3 protein-coding genes are annotated in these 3,067 nt (G+C 65.3%); 2 read left to right on the top strand and 1 reads right to left on the bottom strand.

The annotated features are described in order from the left end of the window. Nucleotides 1-1,368, top strand: a 1,368-nt coding sequence (locus ACFE7U_RS16990) for a SpoVR family protein (protein ID WP_375410894.1), incomplete at its 5' end; no start/stop codon positions are given. 34 nt (nucleotides 1,369-1,402) lie between these two features. Here ACFE7U_RS16990 and ACFE7U_RS16985 read toward each other — a convergent pair. Next, complete coding sequence (locus ACFE7U_RS16985; RefSeq protein WP_375410893.1) at nucleotides 1,403-1,609, bottom strand: hypothetical protein; 207 nt, start codon at nucleotides 1,607-1,609, stop codon at nucleotides 1,403-1,405. 355 nt (nucleotides 1,610-1,964) lie between these two features. Between ACFE7U_RS16985 and ACFE7U_RS16980 the strand changes: the two genes are divergently transcribed. Then, a partial coding sequence (locus ACFE7U_RS16980; protein ID WP_375410892.1) for a GNAT family N-acetyltransferase occupies nucleotides 1,965-3,067 on the top strand: 1,103 nt, incomplete at its 3' end.

Here is a 3,067-nt window from a genome sequence, read left to right as displayed (position 1 = left end):
ATCGGCATGCCGCTGTTCTACAAGCACTGGTCCTTCGGCAAGCACTTCGCCCAGCACGAGGCCGGCTATCGCCGCGGGCTGATGGGGCTCGCCTACGAGATCGTCATCAACTCGGACCCGTGCATCTCCTACGTCATGGAGGAGAACACGGCGACGATGCAGACGCTGGTCATCGCGCACGCCGCCTTCGGCCACAACCACTTCTTCAAGAACAACTATCTGTTCAAGCAGTGGACCGACGCGGAAGGGATCCTCGACTATCTCGACTTCGCCAAGGGCTTCATCACCCGCTGCGAGGAGCGCTACGGCCATGGGGCGGTGGAACAGGTGCTCGACGCGGCGCACGCTCTGATGAGCCAGGGCGTCCACCGCTATCCCCGCAAGAAACGGCCTGACCTCGCCTCCGAGCAGCGGCGCGAGCGCGAGCGGCTGGAGCATGGCGAGCAGATCTACAACGACCTCTGGCGCACCCTGCCGCAGAAGGTCGCCGGCGTCCGCCCGGACGTGGCGATGGAGCGGCGCAAGGCCCTGCTCGAACTGCCCCAGGAGAACATCCTCTACTTCCTCGAGAAGGCTGCCCCGCGCCTCCGGCCCTGGCAGCGCGAGATCCTGCGGATCGTCCGGCTGGTCGCTCAGTACTTCTATCCACAGCGCCAGACCAAGGTGATGAACGAGGGCTGCGCCACCTACTGCCACTACCGGATCATGAATTCCCTGTCCGAGAAGGGCCTGATCGACGAGGCGGCCTATCTCGAATTCCTGCAGTCCCACACCAACGTCATCCGCCAGCCGAACTACAACGAGCGCGGCTATGGCGGGCACAATCCCTACGCCATCGGATTCGCGATGATGCAGGACATCGCCCGAATCGTGGAGCAGCCGACGGCCGAGGACAGGGAGTGGTTCCCCGAGATCGCCGGTACCGGCGACGCCATGGCGACGTTGCGCGACATCTGGGCGAATTACCGCGACGAGAGCTTCATCTCGCAGTTCCTGTCCCCGAAGCTCATGCGCGACATGCGTCTCTTCCACGTGGTGGACGACCCGGACGAGGCGGAGCTGCGGGTCGCGGCGATCCACGACGAGCGCGGCTATCGCAAGATGCGCCGTTCCTTCGCGCGCCAATACGACGTCGCCTGGCTCGACCCCGATATCGAGGTGGTCGATGTCGATCTGGAGGGCGACCGCAAGCTCATCCTCCACCACAAGGCCTTGAACCGCATCACCCTGCAGAAGGACGACGCCAAGCGCGTGCTGCAGCACCTGGCCGATCTCTGGGGCTACGATGCCGTGCTGAAGGAGGTCGATCCGGCCACCGACGCGGTGCTCGCCGAATACAGCGCGAGTGCCCGCCCGGTCTTCTTCTGAGGGCGTGGCTGCCGAAACGACGCCACGACGACGATCATCGTCCGTCGAGGAGGGTCCGGGGTCGCAGGGACGTCAGGGGTCCCTCGGTGCCGGGCAGCAAGCCGCTGTCGATCAGCCACAGCAGCAGCATCGCGGATGCGATGAGCGTAGCCAGGGACGTCAGGCGTCCGACGTAGCGCCGTCTCACAACCATGACGACGAGGATGGCAAGAAGAGCCAAGCCGAGGACGAGGATCAGCATCGGTTCACCCTGGGCAAAATGACGACCGGCTCATGGGCCGATTCCACGATCGTGGTTCGACCGATCCGATCCGGACACACTTGGGCCGACGACGCATGGCCATCGCTCAGTGGGGCGGAATGGTTCCGTAAGGCACTCTGTCTGCATGTCCCACTGGTCCGATCGCCGAAGGCGTCGCCGCGGGCGAGGCCTGGCCCGCCAGCCCGAATGCGGAAACAATGATCCGTCATCATGGACAGATGACTGACGAGACCCGAGAACGGCACCGGCTTCGCGGAGACAGGGCAACGACGGGCAGGACGAATTTCCGGGAGCGGAGTCGGGATCTTGGGCAGGCGATCGTGGGTTCGACTTTGTGAGCGCGGACTTACCGCATGGGCGCTACCACGGTCGCCTCTATCGGCATCTCGACGAGGTCGAGGCTATCTGGCGCGATCTGGAGGCAACCGGCAGCCTCACGGCCTTCCAACTCCTGTCCTGGGTGCGGGGGATCTGCGAGGCACTGATCGATCCAACGACCGAGGCACCGGTCTTCGTCACCGTCACGGAGCGTGGAAGCGGGCGGACGGTGATGCTGCTTCCCATGCTTCGGGTGCAGCATCGAACATACTCGGAGCTGACATGGATCGATTTCGACGTCAGCGACTATTCCGGGCCGATCCTGGCGGCAGGCGTCGATCTTGACGCTAACGCCGCCCGTGAAGCCTGGGCCTGCGTGCGTGCCGTTCTGCCCGCCGTCGACCTCATCCGTATCAGTCGCATCCCGGGGCGCGTCGCGGGCGCATCCAATCCCCTCCTTGCCGCTCCGTCCTGCCGATTGATGGGCATGCAGGCCTTCTCGGCCGGAATCGCGGGCGACGCCGCAACGCTGGTCGAGCGTCTGGCCCGTCCATCGGCCGTCACGGAACTCAGGCGCCGCCGACGCAAGCTCGACCAGAGAGGCGAGGTCGCCTTCGTCGTCGCCTCGACCCCGGACGAGGTGGATCGGATCGTCGACGCCCTGGTGGAGCAGCGTCGAGAGCGGTTTCAGTCCGTCGGTCGCCCCAATCTCCTCGAACGGGGGAAGGTGGCCGATTTCTATCGGACGGCCGCGCATCGAGGACTGTCCGGCGGGCCTGTCAGGCTGATGGGCCTGTCCGTGGACGGAACCTGGATCGCCGCCGTCTACGGCCTCGTCCACGCCAATGCCTTTCACATGGTCATCCCGACGATGCGGGAGGGGGAATGGAAGAGCTACGCCCCGGGGCTGCAATCGATCGCCGCCGCCATGGAATGGTCCCGGGTCCAGGGCCTCGACACGTTCGACTTCACCATCGGGCACATCCGCTTCAAGACCGATTTCGGCGGCATCGCGAGCGACCTGTACGAGATCCACGAGGCGCGCACCCTCCGCGGCCACATGGTCATGCGCGGCACACAGGCCGCCGAAGCGGGCAAGGCCTGGATCAAGCGCAGGCC

The sequence above is a fragment of the uncultured Methylobacterium sp. genome (assembly GCF_964251405.1).
Lineage (GTDB): Bacteria > Pseudomonadota > Alphaproteobacteria > Rhizobiales > Beijerinckiaceae > Methylobacterium.
This window is presented reverse-complemented; position numbering and strand designations above follow the sequence as displayed.